The 25,432-nt window shown below is 63.8% G+C and carries 19 protein-coding genes; 9 read left to right on the top strand and 10 right to left on the bottom strand.

Annotation, left to right across the window (positions count from 1 at the left end):
* Window positions 1–121: 121 nt before the first annotated feature.
* The gene (recJ, locus tag RVAN_RS16105; protein ID WP_013420767.1) at window positions 122–1,951 is read right to left on the bottom strand and encodes a single-stranded-DNA-specific exonuclease RecJ; all 1,830 of its coding nucleotides are present in this window, start codon (window positions 1,949–1,951) and stop codon (window positions 122–124) included.
* Window positions 1,952–2,111: 160 nt separating this feature from the next.
* A complete protein-coding gene (gene metC, locus RVAN_RS16100) occupies window positions 2,112–3,290 on the bottom strand; it encodes a cystathionine beta-lyase (protein ID WP_013420766.1) in 1,179 nt (392 codons plus the stop codon).
* A gap of 145 nt (window positions 3,291–3,435) precedes the next feature.
* Here metC and RVAN_RS16095 point away from each other — a divergent pair, with 145 nt between their 5' ends.
* Genes RVAN_RS16095 through RVAN_RS16080 form a run of 4 tightly spaced genes read left to right on the top strand, consistent with a single transcriptional unit; the run spans window position 3,436 to window position 7,246 of the window.
* The gene (locus tag RVAN_RS16095) at window positions 3,436–4,452 is read left to right on the top strand and encodes an amino acid ABC transporter substrate-binding protein (protein WP_013420765.1); all 1,017 of its coding nucleotides are present in this window, start codon (window positions 3,436–3,438) and stop codon (window positions 4,450–4,452) included.
* Between the two features lie 14 nt (window positions 4,453–4,466).
* Window positions 4,467–5,540 carry an amino acid ABC transporter permease gene (locus RVAN_RS16090; RefSeq protein WP_013420764.1) on the top strand — a complete coding sequence of 358 codons (1,074 nt, stop codon included), beginning with the start codon at window positions 4,467–4,469 and terminating at the stop codon, window positions 5,538–5,540.
* A complete protein-coding gene (locus tag RVAN_RS16085; protein ID WP_013420763.1) occupies window positions 5,537–6,613 on the top strand; it encodes an amino acid ABC transporter permease in 1,077 nt (358 codons plus the stop codon). Before RVAN_RS16090 ends, RVAN_RS16085 begins: the two co-directional genes overlap by 4 nt.
* Before the next feature lie 27 nt (window positions 6,614–6,640).
* A complete protein-coding gene (locus RVAN_RS16080) occupies window positions 6,641–7,246 on the top strand; it encodes a hypothetical protein (protein WP_013420762.1) in 606 nt (201 codons plus the stop codon).
* A gap of 279 nt (window positions 7,247–7,525) precedes the next feature.
* On the opposite strand, the gene gltA is transcribed toward RVAN_RS16080, so the two are convergent.
* Both gltA and RVAN_RS16070 read right to left on the bottom strand, forming a co-directional pair.
* Window positions 7,526–8,863, bottom strand: coding sequence for a citrate synthase (gene gltA, locus RVAN_RS16075; protein ID WP_013420761.1), 1,338 nt, complete (start codon window positions 8,861–8,863; stop codon window positions 7,526–7,528).
* A gap of 425 nt (window positions 8,864–9,288) precedes the next feature.
* Entirely contained in the window at window positions 9,289–10,518 is a 1,230-nt protein-coding gene (locus tag RVAN_RS16070) for an argininosuccinate synthase (RefSeq protein ID WP_013420760.1), read from the bottom strand.
* A 455-nt stretch (window positions 10,519–10,973) separates the two neighbouring features.
* Here RVAN_RS16070 and RVAN_RS16065 point away from each other — a divergent pair, with 455 nt between their 5' ends.
* The 3 genes from RVAN_RS16065 (at window position 10,974) to RVAN_RS16055 (ending at window position 13,871) form a co-directional block, all read left to right on the top strand.
* Window positions 10,974–11,774 carry an outer membrane protein gene (locus RVAN_RS16065; protein ID WP_013420758.1) on the top strand — a complete coding sequence of 267 codons (801 nt, stop codon included), beginning with the start codon at window positions 10,974–10,976 and terminating at the stop codon, window positions 11,772–11,774.
* Between the two features lie 267 nt (window positions 11,775–12,041).
* On the top strand, window positions 12,042–13,631 hold the full coding sequence (gene xseA / locus RVAN_RS16060; protein ID WP_013420757.1) for an exodeoxyribonuclease VII large subunit: 1,590 nt from the start codon (window positions 12,042–12,044) through the stop codon (window positions 13,629–13,631).
* Window positions 13,632–13,643: 12 nt separating this feature from the next.
* Entirely contained in the window at window positions 13,644–13,871 is a 228-nt protein-coding gene (locus RVAN_RS16055) for a DUF2093 domain-containing protein (protein ID WP_013420756.1), read from the top strand.
* A 253-nt stretch (window positions 13,872–14,124) separates the two neighbouring features.
* Here RVAN_RS16055 and infB read toward each other — a convergent pair whose 3' ends face one another.
* The 5 genes from infB to RVAN_RS16030 all read right to left on the bottom strand — a co-directional run bounded on the left by infB (window position 14,125) and on the right by RVAN_RS16030 (window position 21,264).
* A complete protein-coding gene (gene infB, locus RVAN_RS16050) occupies window positions 14,125–17,043 on the bottom strand; it encodes a translation initiation factor IF-2 (RefSeq protein WP_013420755.1) in 2,919 nt (972 codons plus the stop codon).
* Window positions 17,040–17,759 carry an RNA-binding protein gene (locus tag RVAN_RS16045; RefSeq protein ID WP_013420754.1) on the bottom strand — a complete coding sequence of 240 codons (720 nt, stop codon included), beginning with the start codon at window positions 17,757–17,759 and terminating at the stop codon, window positions 17,040–17,042. The genes infB and RVAN_RS16045 overlap by 4 nt, the downstream gene beginning before the upstream one ends.
* Window positions 17,731–19,476, bottom strand: a complete 1,746-nt coding sequence (gene nusA / locus RVAN_RS16040) for a transcription termination factor NusA (RefSeq protein ID WP_013420753.1) — start codon at window positions 19,474–19,476, stop codon at window positions 17,731–17,733. Before nusA ends, RVAN_RS16045 begins: the two co-directional genes overlap by 29 nt.
* Window positions 19,457–20,122, bottom strand: coding sequence for a ribosome maturation factor RimP (rimP, locus tag RVAN_RS16035; RefSeq protein WP_013420752.1), 666 nt, complete (start codon window positions 20,120–20,122; stop codon window positions 19,457–19,459). Before rimP ends, nusA begins: the two co-directional genes overlap by 20 nt.
* 164 nt (window positions 20,123–20,286) lie before the next feature.
* The gene (locus RVAN_RS16030) at window positions 20,287–21,264 is read right to left on the bottom strand and encodes an NAD(P)H-quinone oxidoreductase (protein WP_013420751.1); all 978 of its coding nucleotides are present in this window, start codon (window positions 21,262–21,264) and stop codon (window positions 20,287–20,289) included.
* A 266-nt stretch (window positions 21,265–21,530) separates the two neighbouring features.
* Here RVAN_RS16030 and RVAN_RS16025 point away from each other — a divergent pair, with 266 nt between their 5' ends.
* A complete protein-coding gene (locus RVAN_RS16025) occupies window positions 21,531–22,058 on the top strand; it encodes a DUF1465 family protein (RefSeq protein ID WP_013420750.1) in 528 nt (175 codons plus the stop codon).
* A 67-nt stretch (window positions 22,059–22,125) separates the two neighbouring features.
* Complete coding sequence (locus RVAN_RS16020; RefSeq protein ID WP_013420749.1) at window positions 22,126–22,437, top strand: carboxymuconolactone decarboxylase family protein; 312 nt, start codon at window positions 22,126–22,128, stop codon at window positions 22,435–22,437.
* Between the two features lie 24 nt (window positions 22,438–22,461).
* Here RVAN_RS16020 and polA read toward each other — a convergent pair whose 3' ends face one another.
* Window positions 22,462–25,413: a DNA polymerase I gene (gene polA / locus RVAN_RS16015; protein WP_041789395.1), complete on the bottom strand. Its 2,952-nt coding sequence runs from the start codon at window positions 25,411–25,413 to the stop codon at window positions 22,462–22,464.
* Window positions 25,414–25,432: the final 19 nt, after the last annotated feature.

Here is a 25,432-nt window from a genome sequence, read left to right as displayed (position 1 = left end):
CTCGCGACGAGCGGCGCAGCCCGCTCAAGAAGCGGATAGCCGGCTCGCGGCGAGAAAGCGGTTTCTCGCGATGGGAGGAAAGCGCCGCTCAGATTGCGGCGGTATGCAATCGGAGTATGCGCTATCGGGCGTTCGCGGGCGCGACGTCCTCGATGTGGAACTCGATGCGGCTCTTGCCGCCCCACTCGTCGCGCTCGATGCGGCCCGCCACGTGGCAGGCGAGGTCACGACCGGCGGCGAGCGCCGCGCCGATCTCCGTTTGCGCCGCGCGGAAGGCGACAGCGCTGATCTGGCTACCGTCGACGTCCTGAAGCGCAAGACGCAGATGGCCGCCCGATATCTCCTTGATCATGGTCGGCCGAACGGAGGCGAGGCTGAAACGCGGGGCGGGATTGCCCTGCCCGTATGGCCCAGCCGCCTCAAGCTGCGCGCAGAAATCGAGCGTCGCCGCGCGGGGCTTCAGCACGCCGTCGATGGCTAACTCGGGAGCAGCGCTTGCGACGCGATAGGCGGGGTCGAGCGCCGCGCGCAGAAAGGCCGCCAGTTCGTGCAGCCGCGCCGTGTCAACTGTGATGCCCGCCGCCATGGTGTGGCCGCCGCCCTTCTTCGCGACGCCCGCTTCCACGGCACCGCGTACGGCTGCGCCGATGTCGACGCCCGACACCGAACGCGCGGAGCCGGTGGACTCGCCCGCGTCGTCGTCCTGCGAGAAGATGAGGCAGGGTCGCTGAAACCGTTCGGTGAGGCGGCTCGCGGCAAGCCCGACAAGCCCCTTATGCCAGCTGGGCGAACCAGCGATGATGATCGGCGCGGACGGGTCTTCCATCAGCGTGCGGTCGGCCCATGCGGCGGCCTCCTCGACCGTCTTTATCTCGATCTCGCGGCGCTCGCGGTTGAGCCGGTCGAGCGTCTCGGCGATGCGGCGCGTCTCGATATCGTCCTCGGAGGCCAGCAGCCGCGCGCCAAGGCTCGCGTCGCCGATGCGGCCGCCTGCGTTGATGCGCGGCCCGAGCACGAAGCCGAGCGTATAGGGTGACGGCGGCTTGTTCACGCCCGCCGCGTCGGCGAGCGCGCGGAGGCCCGGATTGCGGCGATTGCGGAGCACTTTGAGCCCCTGCACCACGAAGGCGCGGTTCACGCCAGAAAGCGGCACCACGTCGCACACAGTCGCCAGCGCAACGATGTCGAGCCAGCCGAGCAGGTCCGGCGCGGGCGATTTCGCGTAGGCGCCTTTCGCGCGAAGCCGCCGCTGGGCCGCGACACATAGAAGGAAGGTCACGCCCGCCGCGCAGAGGTGCCCCTGCCCCGACAAGCAATCCTGCCGGTTCGGGTTCACCACGGCATGCGCGACCGGGAGTTCCTCGTTCACCTGATGATGGTCCACCACAACCACCTCGACACCGCGCTTCGCCGCGACGTCCAGCGCCTCGAAGCTGGTGGAGCCGCAGTCCACCGTGACGATGAGCTGCGCGCCGTCTTCGATGAGCTGCGCGATGGCGGGGCCGTTGGGGCCGTAGCCCTCGGTGATGCGGTCGGGAATATAGATGCGGGCGTCGAGGCCGTGCCACGCGAGGAAACGCTTCAGCAGCGCTGAGGACGATGCGCCGTCCACGTCGTAGTCGCCGAAGATGGCGATGCGCTCGCCAGTTTCGATGGCGCGCGCGATGCGGTCGGCGGCCTTGTCCATGTCGGTGAAGGTGGACGGGTCGGGGCAGAGCGCGCGCAACGTCGGGTTGAGCACGTCGGCCACCTCGTCGAGCGAGACGCCGCGCGCGGCCAGGATGCGGCCAACGATTTCGGGCAGGTTATGGCGCTGCGCAATCGCCGCCGCGATGTGGGCGTCCTGTGGCGCGAGGCGCTCGATCCATTTCAGCCCGCGCGCCGAGCGCTCCACGCCGAGGAAAGCCGATTGCGCGCGGGGTTGCTGTAACGGCAGGGACAGGGGACGCACTCGCAATGCTCCATCTTGACTTGGAGCATGAGCGTATCCGATTCGTTCGTCGTGAAACCGGCGTGAAACAAAAACGGCGGCCGTTTTCCACGGTTGTTCTCTTAGATCAGCTTGCGTTAATCGACCGCGTCCGATTTTGCGGCACAAGGCTGTAGAGCGATCAGCCCGCCAGCGCCGCGAAGCCGCGTTCGAGGTCGCGCTTAAGGTCGCTCACGTCTTCAAGGCCGATGTGAAGGCGCAGCGCCGGGCCGCCTTCTTGCCATTTCGTCGCCGTGCGCGAGTGCGTGCAGTCGAACGGCACGATGAGGCTTTCGTAGCCGCCCCACGAATAGCCCATGCCGAAAAGGCGAAGCGCATTGAGGAAGCGCCGCACGGCTTCCTTCGGCTGCGGCTTCAAGACGATGGTGAACAGCCCGCTCGATCCGAGGAAGTCGCGCTTCCAGAGGTCGTGGCCGGGACAGTCGGGCAGCGCCGGATGGATGACGCGGGCAACTTCGGGGCGCGCCGCCAGCCATTCGGCCATCGCGAGCGCGGAGGCTTGATGCTGCTTCAGCCGCACCGGGAGCGTGCGAAGCCCGCGCAGCGCGAGGAATGCGTCCTCGCCGTTCACGCAGAGTCCGAGCGCCTCATGCGTGGCGGCCACCACCGGAGCCGTCGCTGCGTCGCATGTAATCGAGCCGAGCAGTGCGTCCGCGTGGCCGACAATGTATTTCGTCGCCGCCTGCACCGAGATGTTCACGCCGTGGTCGAAGGCGCGGAAAAAAATCGGCGTCGCCCATGTATTGTCGATTGCGACAGGCACATTCCGCCCGCGCGCGGCGGCGCAGATGGCGGGGATGTCCTGCACCTCGAAGGTCTGCGAGCCGGGCGATTCGGTGAAGACGAGCTTCGTGTTTGGCCGGATCAGCGACGCGATCCCGCCGCCGATCAGCGGATCGTAATACTCCACATCCACGCCGAGCCGCTTCAGCACCTTGCCCGCGAAGCGCCGCGTCGGGAAATAGACGCTGTCGGTGATGAGGATATGCCCGCCGGCTTCCGCGAAGGCGAGCAGCAGCGTCGACACGGCGGACAGGCCGGACGGCGCGAGGAAGGTTCTGGCGCCGCCTTCGAGCTTCGCCAGCGCCTCTTCGAGCGCGCGGGTTGTCGGGTTCGACGGACGCCCGTAAGTATAGGGAATGTCGTGCAATTCGAGGCTTTCGGCGTTCGGATAGAGCACGGTCGAGCCGCGATAGACGGGCATGTTCACGAAGCCGAAATAGCGCTGCGGGTCGCGGCCAAGCTGCGTCGCCTGCGTCTCGACGGAAATATCCTCGTCGCTTCCGTGTTCGCCTGTCATGTCGCCTCGCGTCGCCAAAGTCCTTTGTTCACACCATTCCGATGGAGCGTCAAGTTACGCACCGCCCGTGTTTTGCCTTAATGCTGCCAAGTCAAGGACATCAGCCTGACCGAAACCCCGCAGGGAGCTCGAACCAGGAGACAGGATGAAGCGCTACGGAACTCTATATTGCGCTCTTGCCCTCATGCTTTTCTGCGCAGGCGCGCGCGCGGGCACGCTCGACGACGTCAAGGCGCGGGGCAAGCTGAATTGCGGCGTCACGCAGGGGCTCGCGGGCTTCTCGTCGGCGGACGCGAGCGGCAACTGGGCGGGCCTCGATGTCGATTTCTGCCGCGCGGTCGCCGCCGCCATTTTCGACGACCCATCGAAGGTGAATTTCGTGCCGCTGTCCTCGAAGCAGCGCTTCACGGCACTTCAGTCGGGCGAGATTGACGTGCTGTCGCGCGTCTCCACCTGGACGATGCAGAACGACACGGCGCTCGGCATCAGTTTTGTCGGCGTGATCTATCACGACGGTCAGGGCCTGATGGTGCGCAAGAAGCTCGAAGTGCAAAGCGCGCTCGAACTCTCCGGCGCGGAGGTCTGCACCAACACGGGCACGACGACCGAACTCAACATCGCGGATTTCTTCCGCTCGCGCTCCATGCCCTACAGAATTGTGGCGTTCGAAAAGTCGGACGAGGCGCTCAAAGCCTATGAGGCAGAGCGCTGCGACGTGTATTCCACCGATGCGTCGAGCCTGTCGGCGCAGCGTGTCAAACTCGCGCAGCCCGACGAGCACGTAATTCTGCCGGACCTCATTTCGAAGGAGCCGCTCGCCCCCGCTGTGCGCCAGAACGACCCGCAATGGGAAAGTCTCGTGCGCTGGACGCTGTTCGCGCTCATCAATGCGGAAGAACTCGCGGTGACGAAGGCCAATGCGGACAAGCTTTCCCGCACTGACGCCGCTCCCGGCGTGCGGCGGCTGCTCGGCGCGGAGAGCGATTACGGCAGGGCGCTCGGTCTCGACAAGGACTGGGCGCTGAAGGCCATCCGCGCGGTCGGCAATTACGGCGAGATTTTCGACCGCAATCTCGGCCAGCAAAGCCCGCTCAAGATCGAGCGCGGCTTGAACAAGCTCTGGAACAACGGCGGCATCCTGTTCGCGCCGCCGGTGCGCTAACCATCCGAGGCCATATGGAAGAAACGGGACGCGCGGCACGCTTCTGGATACAGGCCGCGCTCCTTGCCGCGGTGGCGGCGCTTGCCGGATGGCTCGTCTTCACCGCGTGGACGAACATCGGGCGGCTGCCCGTGCATTTCGGCCTCGGCTTCCTGTCGGAGCCAGCGGGCTTCAGCGTGCTGCAAACGCTGATCCCGTTCGACGAAAAGTCCACCTATGGCCGCGCGTTCATGGTCGGCCTGCTCAATACGCTGCTGGTTGCGGCCATCGGGATCGCGCTTGCGACGGTCATCGGCTTCAGCGTGGGCGTTGCGCGGCTCGCACCGAACAGGCTGCTTCGCGCGGTCGCGGCGGGATATGTGGAGCTGTTCCGTAATCTGCCGCTGCTGCTGCTCTTGTTCTTCTTTTACTTCGGGGTGTTGCGCCAGTTGCCTCCGCCGCGCCAGAGCTTCGAGCTTGGCGGCGTGATCCTCAACAATCGCGGGCTGTTCTTGCCCGATCCAGCAGGCGGCGGCTGGCTCGTACTCGCGGCGCTTGCACTCCTGGCTGCGGCGCTGGCTTTGAAATCGCGGTGGCGGATTTTCGCGGGCGTGGGCGCGGCGGTCGCGCTGGTCTCGGCGCTCGCGATGACGCACATCGTCTGGCCAGAAGCGCGCGGGCTTTCGGTCTCGGGTGGCCTGCGTCTCATCCCCGAATTCGTCGCGCTCGTCGCCGCGCTCGCGATTTACACGGCCGCCTATATCGCCGAGATCGTGCGCGCAGGCATACAATCGGTCGCGCGCGGACAGGGACAAGCCGCCGCCGCGCTCGGGCTGACCGGCTTGCAGGCGATGCGCTTCGTCGTCCTTCCGCAAGCGCTGCGCCTCGTTGTGCCGCCGCTCACGAGCCAATATCTGAACCTCACCAAGAATTCCTCGCTCGCCGTCGCCATCGCCTATCCCGACCTCGTGTCTATCTTCGCTGGAACGACGCTCGCGCAGACGGGGCAGGCGGTGGAGATCATGGCGTTGACCATGGGTGTCTATCTCACGCTGTCGCTCGCCACGGCCGCGCTTCTCAACTGGCAGAACGCGAGGGTGCGCGCATGACGACTTCGGACGCGCTGCCTTTCTCCGCCACTACGCCAGCGTTTCGCCGACTGCTCGGGCGCGCGGTCAACGCCGCCGTGACGCTCACGCTCGGCGTGGCGCTGGCCTTCGTGGCTTATGGCGCGCTGTCGTTCCTGGTATTCGGCGCGGCGTGGAGCGGCGATGTCTCGGCCTGCCGAGCTACCGAAGGCGCATGCTGGCCGTTCGTCGCCGCGAAGCTGAAGCAGTTCGTGTTCGGCCGTTATCCCGATGATGAGCTTTGGCGCGCCGCCGCCGCGATGCTGCTTCCGCCCGCGCTGTTACTCGCGGCTTTCCTCGCGCGCCGCCGCTTCGGACTGGCCGGTTTCGCCGCCGCTGTGGTGCTCGGGTTGCCGCTCGCGTTCCTGCTCGTCGCGGGCGATGGCGTCCTGCTGGCCCCCGTCTCGACCGACGTGTGGGGCGGTTTGACGCTGACGCTGCTCGTCTCCTACACCGGGATCGCGGCGTCGCTGCCGCTCGGCATCGTGCTCGCGCTGATGCGGCGGTCGAGCTGGCCCGTGCCGCGATGGCTGGCGATCTGCTTCATCGAATTCTGGCGCGGCGTGCCGCTCGTTACCGTGTTGTTCATGGCGGCTGTGATGCTGCCGCTCTTTCTCCCCGAAGGAGCGAGCGTCAACAAGCCGGCGCGCGCCCTGTTCGCCATTGCCGTGTTCGCGAGCGCCTATATGGCGGAGGTGATTCGCGGCGGATTGCAGAGCGTTCCCGAAAATCAGGTGACAGCAGGGCGAGCGCTGGGTTTGCGCTATTCACAAATCCTCGCGCTCGTTATTCTTCCACAGGCAATTCGTAGCGCGCTGCCGGGTATTGCGGGCACGTTCATCGGCCTTTTGAAAGACACGACGCTCGTCCTAGTCATTGGATTATTTGACTTCCTCGGCATGATACAACTCGCCGCCGCCGATCCGGCATGGTCGGCATCGACGACAACCTTAACAGGCTACGCTTTCGCAGCACTTGTCTTTTGGAGCCTGTGCTATGCTATTGCACGGGTGAGCGCATACCTTGAGCGCGTGACGGCCGAGAGCCGACGCTAAACAGGATTATTTCCGGGGGAATACGTTATGGATCCAGATCTCGTGCGTCAGCAGGAAGAAGCACAACGCGTGGCCAGCGGAGCCGCGCCGAAACCGGCCGAGGAGTCACCTGCTCCCGCCGTGGCTCAGGTCGAATCGGTGGCGACGTTCGCGCCGGAAGTGACCTTTGCGGAACCCGTCGCGGAAGCACCCGCAGCTCCCGCATTCGAGCCCGGTCGCAAGCCGCCGCTTCCGCCGCATTGGCAGGCGGAAAGCAACGAACAGGCGGCGGAAATACAGACTCCAGCCGTCGAGGCCGAGGTTGTGGCGGTTGAGACTCCGGTTGCTCCGGCCGCGCCCGTCGAGAAAACCGCCGCGCCGAAGAAGGCGGGCAATCCCAATCGGAACGCGCTTCCCCCCATGGGTCGCCGCAAGAAGGTTGACGGCGAGCCGGTCAAGAAGGGCTTCTTCCGTGGGTGGGTGAAATTCGTTGTGCTGACGCTGGTTGGTGCGTTGCTCGGGGCGGGCGCTGGATTCGGCGCTGTCCAGTATCTTCATCTTGCGCCGGAACAGCTGAACACGACGCTTGCCTATGGCGGCGGCGCGGGCGCGGTCCTTTTGGGGCTTTGGGCGCTCCTGCACTTCGACGTCTAGATCAGTCTGCGTCAAATCGAGCCCGATTCGACACAGAGAAATCTGATCGATACCCAGACTTACAGCGTCGCGCTGCGCTTGATTTTGTGCGCGATGCTGTAGCGTCTTGGAGCGAAGCACCTTCGCGAGTATGCGCACCGCTTGTGCCTATCGGGTAAAAACTCGGCCGGAACCGTGAATCGGTTCTGGCCGTTTTGTTGTCCGCCGGTCGCGTGGCAAAACGCGGACGTCGTCGGCGGAGAAAAAGGTGCGCCTCAGGCGAAACGCACCCTTCCGTTTTTACGGGCGAAGATCCAGCGGCACGTAATCGCGCTGCGGCTCGCCGATGTAAAGCTGACGCGGGCGACCGATCTTCTGCTCCGGGTCGGCGATCATTTCTTTCCACTGCGCGATCCAGCCGACCGTGCGCGCTACCGCGAAGAGCACGGTGAACATTGAGGTCGGGAAGCCGAGCGCCTTAAGCGTGATGCCGGAGTAGAAGTCGATATTCGGATAGAGCTTCTTCTCGACGAAGTATTCGTCTTCAAGCGCGATGCGTTCAAGCTCAAGCGCCACCTGAAGCAGCGGGTCGTTCTTGACGCCGACGATGTCGAGCACTTCCTTGCAGGTCTTCTGCATCACGCGAGCGCGCGGATCGTAGTTCTTGTAGACGCGGTGGCCGAAGCCCGACAGACGGAAATTGTCGTTCTTGTCCTTCGCGCGCTTGATGAACTCGGGGATGCGGTCGACCGTGCCGATCTCCATCAGCATCTTCAGCGCCGCCTCGTTTGCGCCGCCATGCGCCGGCCCCCACAGGCAGGCGATGCCGGCTGCGATACATGCGAATGGGTTTGCGCCGGACGAGCCCGCGAGCCGCACCGTGGAGGTGGACGCGTTTTGCTCATGGTCCGCGTGGAGCACGAAGATACGGTCCATCGCGCGGCTGAGCACGGGATTGACCTTGTACTCTTCGCACGGCACCGCGAACATCATGTAGAGGAAGTTCGACGCGTAATCGAGTTGGTTGTTCGGGTAGATGAACGGCTGGCCGATGGAGTATTTGAACGCCGTCGCCGCGATGGTCGGCATCTTCGCGATCATGCGGATGGCCGCGAGGTCGCGCTGCACCGGATCGTTGATGTCGATGGAGTCGTGATAGAACGCGGCGAGCGCGCCGACGGTGCCCACCATGACGGCCATCGGGTGCGCGTCGCGGCGGAAGCCGGAGAAGAACTTGTTCATCTGCTCGTGGATCATCGTGTGGTAGGTCACACGATTGCGGAATTGCAGATATTCCTGCTTGTTCGGCAATTCCCCATACAGAAGAAGATGGCACGTCTCAAGGAAGTTGCCGTTCTCCGCGAGCTGATCGATCGGATAGCCGCGATAGAGAAGAACGCCCTTGTCGCCGTCGATGAAGGTGATGTCGGATTTGCACGACGCTGTCGAGGTGAAGCCCGGGTCGTAGGTGAAGGCGCCGGATTGCCCGTAGAGTTTGGATATGTCGACCACGTCGGGGCCGACGGAGCCGGAATAGACCGGCAGTTCGATCTGCTTGTTCTGGAGGATCAAGGTAGCCGAGCCGTTAGGCTTGGCGTCACCCTTGTGATGTGCGGAGTTGGTATCGGTCGAGCTCATGCTCGCCTCCTGGTGACGTTATGCCGCGCGCGGGAGGCGCGTAGGGTGTCGTGAGGGTGACACGCCATCGCCTAATTGGCTAGCACATTTTGCACTGCACACTTTGCGTGCAATCGCACATTATCGCGAGCGCAATCCCGGCTTTTCGCACGTCAATGCGGGGGATGCCTGCGCGTTCCCGACGCCTGCATGTCACATTTAAGGCATGCTGCACGCCAGAGGCGCAACCTCACGAAAAGTCGAGCGCTTTCGTCAGCCTGCGGCTTTAATTCCGGGGCGATTCGCGAGAGCCACGAAAAAACCTCTCGCGACTTGCTCTAGCCGCGAGGGCTTGAATTCGGCATTCGCGCGCGACCTAGGCCCGATGGAACTGCGTGCAAGCTTGTCATATCCGATCCTGCGGACATGACAAGCTATGCAAAAACTCAGAGCGTGCCCTTGTTCCGGCGCGCGCCGGTGAGCCGCAGGCGCAGTGCGTTCAGCTTGATGAAGCCCGCCGCGTCGTGCTGGTCGTAGGCGACCGCGCCTTCCTCGAACGTCACAAGCTCCTGATTGTAAAGCGAGAACGGGCTTTCGCGACCGACCACATGCGCACTTCCCTTGTAGAGCTTCAGCCGCACGGCGCCGGTGACGAATTCCTGGCTCTTGTCGATGGCCGCTTGCAGCATCTCGCGCTCGGGTGAGAACCAGAAGCCGTTGTAGATCAGCTCGGCATATTTCGGCATCAACTCGTCCTTCAGATGCGCCGCGCCCCTGTCGAGCGTGATGCTTTCGATGCCGCGATGCGCCTGAAGCAGGATCGTGCCGCCGGGCGTCTCGTACACGCCGCGCGATTTCATACCGACGTAGCGGTTCTCGACGAGGTCGAGCCGGCCGATGCCATGCTTGCGGCCATATTCGTTGAGCGTCGTAAGCAGCGTCGCGGGCGAAAGCCGCTCGCCGTTGATCGACACCGCGTCGCCCTTTTCGAAGCCGACTTCGATGATTTCCGGCGTGTTCGGCGCGTCCTCGGGCGACACCGTGCGCTGATAGACGTAGTCCGGCGCTTCGACGGCGGGGTCTTCGAGCAGCTTGCCCTCGGACGAAGTGTGCAACAGGTTCGCGTCCACCGAGAACGGTGCGTCGCCGCGCTTGTCCTTCGTCACGAGGATCTGGTTCTTCTCCGCGAAGTCGATCAGCGCCGTGCGAGACTTGAAATCCCACTCGCGCCACGGCGCAACGACGGTGATGTTCGGGTCGAGCGCGTAATAAGACAGCTCGAAGCGCACCTGATCGTTGCCCTTGCCGGTCGCGCCGTGACAGACCGCGTCCGCGCCCGTCTCATGTGCGATCTCGATCTGGCGCTTGGCGATGAGCGGCCGCGCGATGGACGTGCCGAGCAGGTAAATTCCTTCATAGACGGCGTTCGCGCGGAACATCGGGAACACGTAATCGCGCACGAACTCCTCGCGCAGATCCTCGATATAGATCTGCTGGATGCCGAGCAATTCGGCCTTTCTGCGCGCGGGCTCAAGCTCTTCGCCCTGCCCGAGATCGGCGGTGAAGGTCACGACTTCGCAGCCATAGGTGACTTGCAGCCATTTCAGGATGATCGACGTGTCGAGGCCGCCGGAATAGGCGAGGACGACTTTCTTGATGCTTTTCTTGTCGGACATTTCGGGCTCTTCGCGGATGTTAGGCGCTCTCGCGCGCCAAGCTTGCCTCGCCCGGCGGACGGACGAGAGGAAAAACATGCCGCTACAAAACCCCATGTCGGGCTGAATGGGAAGTCGATTCTGACGCGGGGTCCTGTTGCAGGCACGGCCCAAGACGGCGCGTCGAAGTTCTTGATCTGAATCAACAGGATGGGGCGGCTTGAGCGGGCGGCGGGCTGGAATGCAAAAGACCTTCAATATTGGAATGAAGCTGTGGCTCATTTGCATCATAGGCACGGCCTATCATGACGGCCTAAGCCCCTATAATTCAAGCAGGTATATTGGATTGCAATTTTACGTAGAAGCCTTCCCGCTGATGGCCACAACCCACGGTTAGTAACCAGCGGATTCTCCCGAGGTTACTCGTTTGAATAGCTCACGCCTGTGCGTGGCCGTCTCGGCTTTTTGGGGGATTTATGAAAAAGATTTTGTTGGGTGTAGCGAGCTTCGTTGCGCTCTCGTCGTCGGCTTTCGCGGCCGATCTCTACAAGGGCAGCCTGAAGGACGCGCCGGTTTATGAAGCGCCCGCGATCTGGACCGGCCTCTATGTTGGCGCGCATGGCGGGTACGCTTGGGACTCCATCGATTTTCCTGGGACGCCATCCCATGCTAACGGCGGCGCGCCGCGCCCGGATCTTGAAGGCGGCTTCGTCGGTGGTCAGATCGGCTACAATTATCAGTTCGATAAGATCGTCGTCGGTGTCGTTGCCGACATTTCAGCTGCCAATCTCGAGAAGACCGAGCGCGACGGCAACTACCTCAATGAGACGACCAGTATCGACAAATTCGGCACGGTCCGTGCTATTCTTGGCTATTCCTTTGGCAAGGTACTTCCTTACGCCACCGTCGGTTACGGATGGACGAGCCTATCTTACAAGTTCGGCTGCCCTGACGCTTTGATAACGGGCGGTTACGGCGGCTGCAATACGAAGCCTTCCTGGAGCCCCGTCACAACCCCCTCTGCGAATCGTACGTCTGGTTTCGATGCGACCACCGGCGGTCTCGTTTACGGTGGCGGTGTAAAGTATGCCATCGATAATCGCTTCTCGATTGGTGTGGAATATCTTCGTTTCGACAAGGCCGACGAAACCGCTGATTATGCCGCTTATGCATACTTCCCGGCGTCCAAGACCAAGATCGAGACCGAGACGGACACTGTGAAGCTCTCCGTCGACTACAAGGTCTTCGGCGGCAGCATCTACGAGCCCCTGAAATAGTCCGTACCCCATCCGGACTTCGGAAGCGGCGCCTCGCGGCGCCGTCTTTTGTTTCCGTGTGAACCTGCGACGGCACGATGCGGGCACGCGCCCGCATCGCCATGCGTCCGCGCGGCGTCGCGGGTGGCCGTTCCCACGTGCGGCATCCCGCCAGATCGGCCTGCGTCAAATCGAGTTCGATTCGGCATACGATTTACGGCATCGCCACCCACAGCTCACGCCACCCCGACTCTGGACATCCCGCCCGGGCGCGTCCATGTTAGCCGCATGCAGGCGGAGCTTCTTTCGAACATCGCGGAATTCACAGTCTCCGAGCTTTCCTTCGCCATCAAGCGCACGGTGGAGGACGCTTACGGCCTCGTGCGTCTGCGCGGTGAAATCTCCGGCTATCGCGGGCAGCACAGCTCCGGCCACGCCTATCTTTGTCTCAAGGACGACAAGGCGCGCATCGACGCGGTTATCTGGCGCGGCACGTTCAGCCACCTCAAATTCAAGCCCGAGGAAGGGCTTGAGGTGATCGTCACGGGCCGCATCACCACCTTCCCCGGCAAGTCGAGCTATCAGATCGTCATCGAGCAACTCGAACCGGCGGGCGCGGGCGCGCTCATGGCGCTGCTCGAAGAGCGCAAGAAGAAGCTCGCCGCCGAGGGGCTGTTCGACGAGAGCCGCAAGCGGCCGCTGCCGTTCTGGCCCGAAGTCGTCGGCATCGTGACGTCGCCGACGGGCGCGGTCATCCGCGACATGCTGCACGGCTTCACCGAGCGCTGCCCGACGCGCGTCATCGTGTGGCCGGTACGCGTGCAGGGCGAAACTTGCGGCGCGGAGGTTTCCGCCGCGATCCGTGGCTTCAACGCGCTCGACGGTTTTGGGCCGCTGCCGAGGCCCGATCTGCTCATCGTTGCGCGCGGCGGGGGCAGCCTCGAAGACCTGTGGGGCTTCAACGAGGAAGCCGTGGTGCGCGCCGCCGCCGAAAGCGCCATCCCGCTGATTTCCGCCGTCGGCCATGAGACCGACTGGACGCTGATCGACCTCGTCGCCGACGCCCGCGCGCCGACCCCCACCAAGGCCGCAGAATGGGCCGTGCCGAAGCACGCCGACCTCATAATCCGCCTCGGCGAGTGCATCGAGCGCGCGCGGCGCTGCGTCCGCCGCAACCTCGAACAGTTGCGCGCGGAGTTTCGCGGCGCGGAACGCGGGCTGCCGCGCCCACATACGCTTCTTCAGGTGCCGCGCCAGCGCCTCGACACGGCTGGTGCGCGGCTCGGGCAGGCGCTCATCTATTTCACGGAGCGCTCGCGCGGACGTTTCGAACGCTCCGCCGTGCGCCTCTCGCCGCGCCTCGTCGCGCGGCCCATCGTCGAGGCCCGCGAGCGTCTCGGCCGCGCCGCCACCTTCAACGCCCGGGCCTTCCGTGATGTGATCGTCCGCAAGCGCGAGCGCTGGACCGTCCGCGCCGAGCGCCTCAACGCGGGCCTTCTCGCCACGCCGACGCAACGCGGGATAGAGCGGCTTCTCATGCTCGCGGCCCGCGCCGATCAGGCCGTGACGAACCTCGCGCACCGCCACAGGCAGCGGCTCGCCGCGTTGGGCCAGCTTCTCCAGAGCCTTAGCCACAAGAGCGTGCTCGAACGCGGCTTCGCGCTCGTGCGAGACGCGGACGGCCGGGTGATACGCCGCGCCGCATCGGTGTCTGCCGCCGCCGCTCTTGACATCGAATTCGCGGATGGTCACGTTCAGGCTCACAGGGCCGCCGCCGACGCGGAAGCCGACACTTCGGCGTCGCGCCGACGCTCAGCTGCGCAAGTACCCCGGCGCGCGACTTCCAAGGACAAGGACGGGCAGGGCACGCTGCTTTAAGGATCGACAGAGATGAATCGCATGGAGCGCCCCTTCGCTTTCGGGCAGGAAGCAAAAATCCGCTATCTCGACGGCGAGTTTCAGGTGCTGAAGCACGGCGCGTATGTGCGTTGCGCCGTGACCGACGAGCCGATCCGCATCGAAGAACTGAAATACTGGAGCGTGGCGTATCAGGAGCCGTATATCAACGCGGCGGCCTCGCTGCGTCGTCATCTTGAGCGCCAGCGCGCGAAGGGCTGACGGCTGCGTAATTTCTGGCTACGGTGTAACGACGTGTGACGCACAGTCAAGGCAGAGCGAAATCCGTAGCGTGCCCAAAACAAACGACGGCTTTCGCGATAAATGCGCGAACAATGGAATGCGCTTGTGTTCGTTAAGCGCGGCCCAAGATGCAAAAAAGCGGCGATATTCGCCGCTTTCTTAATGTCGAACGATGTCGCGCTAACTCGGCGCGCCGCTTGCGAAATCTGCCGAGGCGCGCCGCGCCCCGGTATTACAGGCTCCGCGTTTCGATATGGGTGCGGAAGCACTCGATCGTGTCGCCGGCCTTGAGGTCTTGATTGCCCTCGAAGGCCATGCCGCATTCCTGCCCGACGACCACTTCCTTGACTTCGTCCTTGAAGCGCTTGAGCGTGGAAAGCTTGCCCTCGTGGATAACCACGTGGTCGCGCACCAGACGCACGCTCGCTCCGCGCTCGACCTTGCCTTCCGTGACACGGCAACCCGCGACCTTGCCAACCTTCGAGATGTTGAACACCTCGAGGATTTCGGCATTGCCGAGGAACTCTTCGCGCGTGATCGGCGCAAGCAGGCCCGACATCGCCTTTTTCACATCGTCCACGAGGTCGTAGATGATGTTGTAGTAGCGGATTTCGATGCCGTCGCGCTCGGCCTGCTGCTTCGCCTGCGCGTCCGCGCGGACGTTGAAGGCGATGATGACAGCGCCCGAGGCTTCGGCCAACGCCACGTCCGAGGACGTGATGCCGCCCACGCCCCAGTGGATGATGCGCGCCTCGACCTCGTCCGTGCCGAGCTTTTCGAGAGCGGAATTGATCGCCTCTACCGAGCCTTGCACGTCGCCTTTGATGATGAGCAGGAAGTCTTTCTTTCCGCCCTTGGCGGCTTGCTTCATCATCTGTTCGAGCGAACTGCGGGCACCCGCGCCCACCGAGCGCACGTCACGCAGCTTGCGCTGGCGGTGTTCGGTCAATTCGCGAGCGCGCGCTTCGGTTTCCACCACGGCGAGCTGATCGCCCGCATCCGGCGCGCTGTCGAAACCGAGCACCTCGACCGGGGTCGATGGCCCTGCCGCAACCACGTTCGCGCCCTTATCGTCGATGAGCGCGCGAACGCGGCCCCATGCACGACCGGCGACGACGATCTGCCCAACCTTCAGCGTACCACGCTGCACGAGCACGGTGCCGACCGGCCCGCGACCGCGTTCCAGCTTTGCCTCGATGACGATGCCTTCCGCCGGACGATCCGGGTTGGCCGTGAGTTCGAGAACCTCGGCCTGAAGGGCGATCGCCTGGAGAAGCCTGTCGAGATTGAGCTTCTGCTTCGCCGAGACTTCCACTTCGAGCACGTCGCCGCCCATGCTTTCCACGACGATATCGTGGGAAAGGAGGTCGGTGCGCACACGCAGGGGATCCGCGTCCGGCTTGTCGATCTTGTTGATGGCGACGATGATCGGCACACCCGCCGCCTTGGCGTGATTGATGGCTTCGATCGTCTGCGGCATGACGCCGTCGTCGGCCGCGACGACCAGCACGACGATGTCCGTCACCTTGGCGCCACGGGCACGCATCGCGGTGAAGGCCGCGTGGCCAGGGGTGTCGATGAAGGTCACGGGCGCGCCGCTGGGCGTCGTCACCTGATAGGCGCCGATGTGCTGCGTGATGCCGCCTGCCTCGCCAGAAACCACGTTCGCGTGGCGGATGGCGTCGAGCAGCGACGTCTTACCGTGGTCGACGTGACCCATGATGGTGACGACAGGCGCACGGAACTGAAGCGTATCGGGATCGTCGGTCTCGCCGATGAAGCCTTCCTCGACGTCCTCTTCCGAGACGCGCTTCACGCTATGGCCGAATTCTTCGGCGACGAGTTCGGCGGTATCGGCGTCGATCACGTCGTTGATCTTCAGCATCTGGCCCTGCTTCATCAGGAACTTGATGATGTCGACCGCGCGTTCCGCCATGCGGTTCGCGAGTTCCTGAATGGTGATCGCTTCGGGCAGAATGACAGTGCGTTGAATCTTGACACGCTCCTGCCGCGCGCCGGACGCCTGAAGCTTCTGACGTTCGCGCTGGCGTTTGAGGGAGGCGAGGCTGCGTTCGCGCTGCTGATCGTCGAGCGCGTTCGAAAGCGTGAGGCGTTGGCGGCCTGTCCGCTCCGTAACGGTCTTCTTGACGGGAGCGGGAGTGGCGACCTTGCCGGGCAGACCGCGCTTCACGCGACGGTCGTCTTCCTCGGTATCGGCACCACGGGCCCGAGCGCCGACGTCGACATCGCGGGTTCTATCGGGACGTGCGGCCACTTCCGGGATCGAAGACGCGGGCGTGGCGGCGGCACCGCGAGGACCGTTAAAGCCGGGCCTTGCACCAGGAGCGCCAGCGCGAGCGCCGGCACCACCCTGAGGCCTGGCGCCATCCGGGCGTGCCCCGGCGGGACGCGTTCCATCACGGGCAGGTCCACGTGCATCGGTCGGCCGTGCATCGGCTGTGCGAGCATCGGGAGCGGGAGCGCGTGGCGGGCGTCGGTCGTCCTGCGGACGAGCTATAACGCGCACGGTGTCGGGACCGACACGGCGCGGCGGCTCGGCCGAACGACTTGTGGGGCGCGGAGCGGGAGCCGCAGGAGCAGCTTCCTGTCTCGCGGGTTCTTTCGGAGCTTCCGGTTTCGGCTCAGCCGCTTCTTTGGCGCGAAGCTGAGCGTTCTCTTCCTCAAGCTTCTTGGCGACCGCTTCTTCTTCGGCGGCGCGCTTCTTGTCTTCGACCGCGCGCAGAGCCTCTTCTTCGCGGCGACGTGCGTCTTCGACCTCGCGCTCGCGCTTCAGGATTTCCTCGCGCTTGCGGGACTCGACCAGCGCACGGGCACGTGCGTCAACCTCACCGGCGGAGAGCTGGCGCAGAACCTTCTGCGGCCGCTTGTCGCCACCCTGCTCGGGACCTGGCTTCTGGAAGGCGCGATGCTCGGGCTTCTGCGGCGCGGGCTTCTGGGCTTGCTGCGGCTCATCCGCCACCCCAGGCCCCGTGCCGGGGCGCTTGCGCTTCGTCTCGACCAGAACGGATTTCGACCGGCCATGGCTGAAATTCTGACGGATGTGGCCCTGTTCGACCGTCCGCTTCACATTCAGCGACATCGTCTTGCGGCCAGCCGCCGGTTTCGAGTCCGTTTCTTTCGTTTCGCTCATTCTCTATCCTGACGCAGCGAATGCGGCTTCGCCTCGCTTGCGCAATACCCGCTGAACCGATCGAGAGCTTGCAAGAACGCGGTTGTCGCCCCGCCTTCTTTAAGTCCCGCATGTATTACATTCGTGCTTCCCGTCGCCAAGCTAATTTCGGCTGATGTGAAGCAATTTTCCGGCTCGATGTGATTCGCGCCTGAATATAAGGCCTTGAACTTCCTGTCGAGCTTGTCCTTCCCGTCGGCTGCCGCGTTGTCGGCATGGAGAAGAACCACAATTTCACGTCGCTTCAGTGCGTCCTCGACCTTCTGAAATCCCGTGACAACAAGCCCGGCCTTATTACAAATCGACAAGCGTTCTAGCACAGATTGCTTAAAAAGCCGTTCAACGTCTGAGGGAAGGCTTTCGCTTACGGTAACCGGCTTGCGAAAGGCCCTCTGAAAAGCGCGCCGCTTGATTGCGTCGGCGACAGTCTTCTGACCGGCTGTAACCCACACACCCCGCCCCGGAAGATTCCCCTTGATGTCAGGGACGACCTCTTCTTCGGGAGAGACGACGAAACGGAGAAGGAAAGGCTTTTCCTTTCTCGATCGCTCCATGACGCAGGTTCTGATCGGGATATTGTGCGTGTCGGCTTGTTCGCCCTCTGTTAGATGTGCCTTTTCCTCGTCAAAGTCCAGTATCGGTTCCGGATCAGAGCGCTTTTTCTTGGCTTTGGGCATGCTCGCCCCCTTCCTCGTGCGCTTCGGCTTCCGCGCTGTCGTGCGCTTCGGCCTCAGCGCCCTCGTGGCTGTCCGCCTCGGTGGGCTCGTCCTCATGAGCTTCCAGGGCCGAGCCATCCTCAAGGCTATCGGCCTCGGCAGGCTCTTCCTCGGGTTCTTCTGGCGCCTCGATCCAGCCCGCCTTCACGCGGGCGGCGATGATAAGATGCTCGATGTCCGACTTCGAAAGATCGAACCCCTGAAGGATGCCGGGATTCTGCTTCGTCTGGCCGTGAGCGCGCTCCGTCCAGCCCGCAAGCTCGTCTGTCGCGCAGTCGGCGAGATCTTCGACCGTCTTGATGTTGTTTTCGCCGAACGCGACAAGCATCGCGGTCGTGACGCCCGGCACCTCGGCCAATTCGTCCGCCACGCCGAGCGCGCGGCGCTTCTCGTTAAGTTCGGCCTCTTGACGCTCAAGAAATTCGCGGGCGCGCTCCTGGATTTCCAGCGCGGTGTTTTCGTCGAAGCCTTCGATGATCGCGACCTCATGCGAGTCGACAAAGGCCAGTTCCTCCACCGAGGCAAAACCTTCCGACACGAGCAACTGAGCGATCATCTCGTCCACATCGAGCGCATTGACGAAGGCGGCCGTGCGTTCGGCAAATTCCTTCTGACGGCGCTCCGATTCCTCGGCTTCCGTCAGGATGTCGATGTCCCAGCCCGTAAGCTGCGAGGCGAGGCGAACATTCTGGCCCTTACGGCCGATGGCGAGGCTCAACTGCTCGTCCGGCACCACGACTTCTATGCGCTCCGACTCCTCGTCGAGCACGACCTTCGCCACTTCGGCAGGCGCAAGCGCATTCACGATGAACGTCGCGGGATCGCCCGACCACTGAATGATATCGATCTTTTCGCCCTGAAGCTCGTTCACGACGGCCTGCACGCGACTGCCGCGCATGCCGACGCAGGCGCCAACCGGATCGACGCTCGTTTCCTTCGAGACGACCGCGATCTTCGCGCGACTGCCCGGATCACGCGCCACGGACTTGATTTCGACAATGCCGTCGTAGATTTCCGGCACTTCCTGCGCGAACAGCTTCGCCATGAATTCGGGGCGCGTGCGGGACAGGAAGATCTGCGGACCGCGGTTTTCGCGGCGGACGTCATAAACATAGGCGCGCACGCGGTCGCCGAGCTTGTAATTTTCGCGCGGCAGCGTTTCGTCACGTCGGATGATCGCCTCGGCGCGGCCAAGGTCGATCATGACGTTGCCATACTCCGCACGTTTCACGACGCCGCTGACGATCTCGCTCATGCGATCCTTGTATTCCTCGAACTGACGCTCGCGCTCGGCTTCGCGCACCTTTTGCACGATGACCTGCTTGGCGTTCTGCGCCGCCACGCGGCCGAAGTCGAGAGGCGGCAGTGGCTCTGCGATGAAATCACCCACCTCGGCTTCCGGGTTGCGCTTCATCGCATCCTTGAGGCTGATCTCGGTCGCGTCGAGCGTAACGCGCTCCACCACTTCGAGAAGGCGCGACAGGCGGATCTCGCCGGTGCGCGGATCGATCTCGGCGCGGATCTCGTTTTCGCTGCCGTAGCGCGACTTCGCGGCCTTCTGGATCGCGTCTTCCATGGCGGAAAGCACGAGCGTGCGGTCGATCGACTTCTCGCGCGCGACCGCGTCCGCGATCTGCAACAGTTCCAGCCGGTTCGCACTAATTCCGGATTGCGCCATCGTTCAACTCCGCGTCTTCGATCTGTTCGTCTTCAATTTCGCCGCCTTCGGCCCAGTTCTTGCCAGCGGCTTTCGCTTTTGCGAGCGAGGCGCGGATCAGTTCGTCCGTCAGCACAAGCTTCGCGTCGTGAATGAGGTCCACCGGTAGGCCGATGGTTTGCGGCTCGCCCTTTTCGTCGAGCTGCACCTGAAGCAGCATCTCGCCGTTTTCATAGCCTTCGAGGATGCCACGAAAACGCTTGCGACCGTCGATCAGCTCCTTCAGTTCCACCTTCGTCTCGAAGCCGGCCCAGTCCTCGAAATCGGACGGGCGCACGAGAATACGGTCGATGCCGGGCGACGAAACTTCAAGATAATAGCGGTCCTTGATGGGATCGTGCGCGTCCAGCAGCGGCGAAATCCGGCGCGAGATCTGCGCGCAGTCGTCGACATTGATCGCGCCGTCCGCCTTGTCGGCCATGATCTGGATCGTGGCGCCGTCGCGCTTCGACATCGTCACGCGCACGAGGCGAAAACCCATGTCTTCCAGCACCGGCTCGATAAGGGCGGCGAGGTCCGCCGCCGCGCCGAATTCGCGCGTGAAGCGCTCTGTCGGTGCGGAAGGTGCCGCTTGTTCTGTCGGTGCCGTGTTGTTTTCTTCTTCCATGAAGTCCGGTTCGCGGCGCTATCGATGCGCCAGATAAAGAAAAAGAGCGGACCGGCCGGCCCACTCTTCTTCAGAGTCTGATTTATTGAGCTGACAAAAACATAGGCGAAACGCGCTCGCGGTGCAAGGCTTTTGGCCGAACGGAGGCGTCTCGCGGGCCGCCGCTACACCGTCAGCACGATCTTGCCCATATGCGCGTTCGTTTCCATGTGGCGGTGCGCTTGCGCCGCCTCGGCAAGCGGGAACGACTTGTCGATCACCACGCGCACTGCGCCCGATTCGATCAGCGGCCACACCTTCTCTTCCAGCGTGCGCGCGAGTTGCGCCTTGAACGCCGCCGAGCGCGGGCGAAGCGTAGAGCCGGTGAGCGTGAGCCGCTTAAGCATGATCGGCATGAGGTTCACCTCGACTTTCGCGCCCTTCAGAAACGCGATCTGCACGATCCGGCCGTCCTCCGCCGCGCAGCGAATGTCGTCCTGGATGTACGAGCCGCCAACCATGTCGAGGATGACGTTCACGCCCTTGCCGCAGGTGAGCGTCTTTATTTCTTCCGCGAAATTCTTCGTCCGGTAGTTGATCGCGGCCTCCGCGCCGAGGCTCTCGCAATAGGCACATTTCTCGTCGCTGCCAGCGGTGGCGAAGACGCGCGCCCCGAAATGGGTGGCGAGTTGGATCGCCGTCGATCCGATACCGCTCGATCCGCCATGCACGAGGAAGCACTCGCCTGCTTTCAGCGCGCCACGCTCGAATACATTGTGCCAGACGGTCATGAACGTCTCAGGCAGACACGCCCCTTCCGCCATGGAAAGCCCCTTCGGCACGCGAAGACATGAGCCTTCCTGCGCGACTGCATATTCCGCGTAGCCGCCGCCCGACGTCAGCGCGGCCACCGTGTCGCCCGCCTTCCAGCGCGTCACGCTCGCGCCAACCGCCGCAATCTTGCCCGAAACTTCGAGGCCCGGGATGTTGGACGCGCCGGGCGGCGGTGGATAAAGCCCCTGCCGCTGGAGCACATCCGGGCGGTTGACGCCCGCTGCGGCCACCTCGATCAGCACCTCGTCCGCCTTCGGTTCTGGCGCGGGCACGTCTTCGAGCGACAGCACGTCCGGGCCGCCGGGTTCGCGAATTAGGATTGTTTTCATGATTTTCCTCCGGCTTTTCCGATGCCAAATGCGAATCTTTACTCCAACTTAAGACGCAGGCGTTATTCTTCTTCCAATGTAAAGCTGGGTCGACCCTGAAACACCTCCACAAACTTTTTTAGAGCCGCCATGATGCGGCTCTTTTTTTTGGGCTAGGTCGCCCAAGCTTGGCCGTGCGTTCACCTTTTGAAAGGCTGTTGCGGCTATGCTGGCGTAAGGTGAGGGATCCGCTCCGTAGAGGGTCGGAAGTGGTGCGTAGGGACTCCATGAAAAGCTTCGGCGTTGTAAATGAACTACCAAAAGCTGCGCTGCTGTCGTTCGGGGATCGGTTTACGACATCCCCGCAGTTCGCCAAGCTCTATCGCGAGGGGATGGACCTTGTGGAGCGCACGGCAGAATATCTCGACGGGCAGGGCAGAGCAGAGTCGAAGACGCTGACGCCGCCCGCGAGCTTCGCGTATTCCTCCGAGAGCATCCGGCTTACCACGCGTCTTACGCAGCTTGCGTCATGGCTTCTCGTGCGCCGCGCCATTGCCGCGGGCGAAATTACCGCCGCCGAGGCGCATAATCACCGCCACCGCGTGACGCTGTCGCCGCAAAGCACCACCCTGCCCGAAGGCTTCGACGCATTGCCCAAGACGTTCCGCTTCCTCATCGCGGAAAGCCAGCGCCTGCACGATCGCATCATGCGCCTCGAACGCATCTTCTCGGACGGCGCCGTGGCCGCGAACGAGATGGCCTCGCCCATCGGCCCGCAAATCGAGCGCATCCGGCTGGCGTTCCCGGCTGCCTGACGCGCCGCGCGAAGGGCTTTAGCCCGCATCGACAGAGTGCTATGGCATCCTGAAACGGAGGGACGCCATGACGATTTCCAATGCATTTCAGACATTCCTGAACGAAGCGCCCGAGCACGCGAAAGCGTGGATGGGAGCCGTCCTCGGGCTCGACGGCGCAAGCGCACTCGACAAGAAGACCGAGGAATTGGCCTATCTCGCGGTGCTCGCCGCCGCGCGGCTCACCTCCGGCATCCCGTTTCATGTGCAGTCCGCCAAGGCGGCTGGCGCGAGCCGCGAGGAGATCATCAGCGCGGTGTTGATCGGGCTTCCTGCCGTTGGCAACATCGTGATCGAGGCGTTGCCGGTTGCGCTCGCTGCTTATGATGGGGAGGGCTGAGGGGAGCGCCGCCTTTCGCCTCGGCTAATGCGCTTCGTCCCAGTTCTGCGCGGCGCGCGCGTCCACCTTCAGCGGCACTGAAAACGCCACGGCGGGTTCTGCGGCGCGCTCCATGACGCGCGTCACGGCCTTGATCGTCGCCTCCACCTCGGAATCGTCCGCCTCGAACACCAGTTCGTCGTGCACCTGAAGCAGCATGCGCGCGCGGACGCCGGCCTGCTCCAGCGCGGCGGGTACGCGAACCATCGCGCGGCGGATGATGTCGGCGGCCGTGCCCTGGATCGGCGCGTTGATGGCCGCGCGCTCGAAGAATTGCCGCATGTTCCACTTCGGCGTCTTGATCTCGGGGAAGTGGATTTTGCGGCCGAACAGCGTTTCCACATGGCCGTCTTCATGCACTTTCGAGCGCATCGCGTCCATATAGGCGCGGATACCGGGGAAACGCTCGAAATACTTCGCGATATAGTCGCCCGCCTCCTGACGCGGGATGCCGAGTTGCTGCGAAAGGCCGAAGGCGGAAATGCCGTAGATGATGCCGAAGTTGATGGCCTTCGCGCGGCGGCGCACCTCGCCCGGCATGTCCTTCACGGGCACGCCGAACATCTCGCTCGCCGTCATGGCGTGGATGTCGAGCCCTTCGGCGAACGCGTGTTTCAGCGCGGGGATATCCGCCATATGCGCCAGCACGCGAAGCTCGATCTGACTGTAGTCGGCGGAGATGAGCTTCTTCCCCGGCGCAGCGATGAAGGCCGAGCGGATCATGCGGCCTTCGCGCGTGCGGATCGGGATGTTCTGGAGGTTCGGCTCGGTCGACGACAGCCGCCCCGTCGAGGTGGACGCGAGCGAATAGCAGGTGTGGATGCGGCCTGTGTCGGCGTCGATGTGCTGCGGCAGCGAGTCCGTGTAGGTGCTCTTGAGCTTCGCCAGTTGCCGCCATTCGAGGAGCTTCGCGGGCAGACGGCGCTGATCTTCGGTGAGGTCTTCGCTCGACACAAGGTCTTCGAGCACCTTCGCTCCCGTGCTCCACTTGCCGGTCGACGTCTTCTTCGCGCCCGGCAGGCCGAATTTGCCGAAGAGCAGGTCCGCGATTTGCTGGGGCGAGCCGATGTTGAAACGCTGACCCGCGAGTTCGTAGATCTCGTCCTCAAGGCGCGCGAGGCTCTGCGCGAAGTCGCCGGACAGGCGCGAGAGCACCGTGCGATCCACCTCGATGCCGTTGAATTCCATCTGGCCGAGCACGGCGGGCATGGGGCGTTCGAGCGTTGCGTAAACGGCGGCCATCCCTTCCGCGGCGATGCGCGCGCGGAACAGATGCCACAGGCGCAGCGTCACGTCAGCGTCCTCGGCGGCATATTCCGTCGCCTTGTCCACCGCGATGCAATCGAACGTGGATTGCGCCTTGCCCTTGCCCGCAACATCGGTGAACGCAATGGGCGTGTGGCCGAGATGGCGCTTCGACAATTCGTCCATGCCGAAGCCCGCAAGCCCGCCGCGTCCCTGATCGCAGGCGTAGGCCATCAGCATCGTATCGTCATATGGAGCGACGCGGATGTCGCCGTGGCGTCGCATGATGAGCGCGTCATATTTGATGTTTTGCCCGATTTTCAGCACGCTGTCGTCTTCGAGCAGCGCCTTCAGGCGTGGCAGGGCGCTCTCCATCGGAAGCTGCGCGATCTCGCCCGCGCCCGTGAAGTCGAGCCCGTCGCCCGCGCGATGGGCGAGCGGAATATAGCAGGCGCGGCCCGGTTCGAGCGCGAGCGCTACGCCGCAGAGCTTCGCGGACATGGCATCGAGCGCGGTCGTCTCTGTGTCGAAGGCGACGAAGCCCTGTTCGGTCGCCGCCGCGATCCAGTCTTCGAGCGCTTGCAGGTCCGTAACCTGCACATAGAGCGAGCGGTCGAAGGGGATCGCCTTGAGCCACGCCTCCACGCGGCGCACTTCGTCGGCGGGCGTGTCGCCGCCGGACGACTTCTCCGGCGCTTCGGCCTCGACGCCATCGACAGGCGAAGGCCGTGTCATCTCGCCCGTAGAGGGTTCGACGCCGAACGCCTCGGAAATCCGCTTCGTCAGCGAGTTGAACTCCATTGTTCGCAGGAATTCGAGCAGCGCGTGCGGGTCCGGCTCTTCGACGGCGGTGAGATCGAGCGGCTTCTCGACCGGCATGTCGCAGGAAAGCTCCACGAGCCGCCGCGAAAGCCGCGCCTGATCGGCAAACTCGATCAGCCGCTCGCGCCGCATCTTCTGCTTGATGAGCGCCGCATTGGCGAGCAGGTTTTCAAGGTCGCCATATTCTCGGATGAGTTCGGCCGCCGTCTTGATGCCGATGCCCGGCACGCCCGGCACGTTATCGACCGAATCGCCCGCGAGCGACTGCACGTCCACGACCTTCGACGGCGGCACGCCGAACTTCTCGATCACCTCCGCCTCGCCGATCACCTTGTTCTTCATGGTGTCGAGCATGGTCACGCCGGGGCGGACGAGTTGCATCAGATCCTTGTCGGACGAGACGATCACCACATCTGCGCCCGCATCCGCCGCCTGACAGGTGTACGCCGCGATGATGTCGTCCGCCTCGAAGCCTTCCTGTTCGATGCAGGCGACGTTGAAAGCGCGCACGGCGTCGCGGATCAGCGCGAACTGCGGCACGAGTTCGGCGGGCGGCTCGGGGCGCTGCGCCTTGTAGGTGGCGGAAATCGCGGATCGGAACGTGACGCGGCTGTGGTCGAAGATCACGGCGAGATGGGTCGGGGCGTTGGCGCCCTTCGTCTCGCGCAGAAGCTTCCACAGCATGTTGCAGAAGCCGTGGACCGCGCCGACCGGCAGCCCGTCCGAGGGGCGCGTCAGCGGCGGCAGCGCGTGGAACGCGCGGAAGATGTAGCCCGAGCCGTCGATGAGGTAGACGCGGCTGCCTGGCGGCACGGCGGCTTCGGCGGGGGCGGAAACGGGCGATTCGGCGAGCGATGGGGCGGCTGTCATGCGCGGAATATAGGCGGGT

Source organism: Rhodomicrobium vannielii ATCC 17100 (assembly GCF_000166055.1).
GTDB lineage: Bacteria > Pseudomonadota > Alphaproteobacteria > Rhizobiales > Rhodomicrobiaceae > Rhodomicrobium > Rhodomicrobium vannielii.
The sequence above is the reverse complement of the archived record's forward strand: the minus strand, read 5'-3'. Positions and strand labels throughout refer to the sequence as shown.